The organism is Sphaerospermopsis aphanizomenoides BCCUSP55 (assembly GCF_001586785.1).
Taxonomy (GTDB): domain Bacteria; phylum Cyanobacteriota; class Cyanobacteriia; order Cyanobacteriales; family Nostocaceae; genus Sphaerospermopsis_A; species Sphaerospermopsis_A aphanizomenoides_A.
In genome coordinates this window covers 1-1280 of record NZ_LUFH02000222.1, presented here as the reverse complement: position 1 = coordinate 1280, position 1280 = coordinate 1, and the positions used below count along the sequence as shown (strand labels likewise).

Genomic DNA, 1280 nt, shown 5'->3' with positions numbered 1-1280 from the left:
CCCCCTACACCCTACACCCTACACCCCACACCCTACACCCTTAAACTCTTAAGCACTCATTTCCAACATCCGCTGCATAGGACGTAGTGCCGCAAGACGGATATCTTCTGGCATGGTAATTTCTGGAGTCCGATTTTTCATGGCTAAATACAGCTTTTCTAAAGTATTTAAGCGCATAAATGGACATTCATTACAATTACAGTTATTCTCAGGTGGTGCAGGAATAAAGTGTTTGTGAGGTGCGAGTTTTTGCATCTGGTGGATGATTCCAGGCTCTGTAGCGACAATGAATTCCTGTGCAGGGCTTTTTTGACAATAATTCAGTAAAGCGGCTGTAGAACCGATATAGCTGGCGTGGCGTAAAACACTGGTTTCACATTCTGGGTGGGCGATCGCTTCTGCTTCAGGATGTGTCGTTTTTAACTGGACTATTTTCTTTTCGGAAAAGGTTTCATGAACTATACAGCTACCTTGCCATAGCAACATATCCCGTCCAGTTTGCTGGCTAACATACCGTCCTAAATTTCTATCGGGGGCGAAAATTATCGGTTGTTCTTTAGGTATTTGCTGAACAATTTTTACTGCGTTGGAACTGGTGCAGATGATATCGCTCATGGCTTTGATTTCCGCAGAGCAGTTAATATAGGAAATTACCAAATGGTCAGGATGTGCGGCTTTGAAAGCTGCAAACTCTTTGGGGGGACAGCTATCTGCTAAAGAACAACCGGCGTTTAAGTCTGGTAATAATACTAATTTATCTGGGTTAAGAATCTTTGCAGTTTCCGCCATAAAGTGAACACCAGCAAATACAATAACATCGGCATTAGTTTGTGCTGCTGCCTTTGCCAGTTGTAAGGAATCGCCAATAAAGTCGGCGATATCTTGAATATCTGGGTCTTGATAGTAGTGCGCCAATATAACCGCGTTGAGTTCCTGCTTTAAATCCTCAATAGCGGTAAATAAATCTCTTGGTAGTGCGTCTGGTTTTTGAGTAAATGTAGTTGTAAACACAGTTAAAAGTTGCTTGTAGTTGCAAATAATGATTTTGTGAGTAGAAGCAGAATCAGGAACTTGTCGGATTTACACAAGTAGAAGTTTGGCAATAGCAAATCCCCACCAATAGAAAACCTACTTCCTTATTGGTAGCTAGAATTTAAGTCCTGCTAAGAACGTATAAAATTTTTAACTACTGTAATCCCAAACTTCTGTATTCCTTGATTCAATTATAGTAGTTTTTACCAAAAATAAAAAGTCAGAGTTGAGGTGACAGGGAACAGGGG

1 protein-coding gene is annotated in these 1280 nt (G+C 41.0%); it reads right to left on the bottom strand.

Annotation, left to right across the window (positions count from 1 at the left end; all coding sequences use genetic code 11):
* Positions 1–48: 48 nt before the first annotated feature.
* Positions 49–1011, bottom strand: coding sequence for a quinolinate synthase NadA (gene nadA, locus A0J48_RS26400; protein WP_200327537.1), 963 nt, complete (start codon positions 1009–1011; stop codon positions 49–51).
* Between the last annotated feature and the right edge of the window lie 269 nt (positions 1012–1280).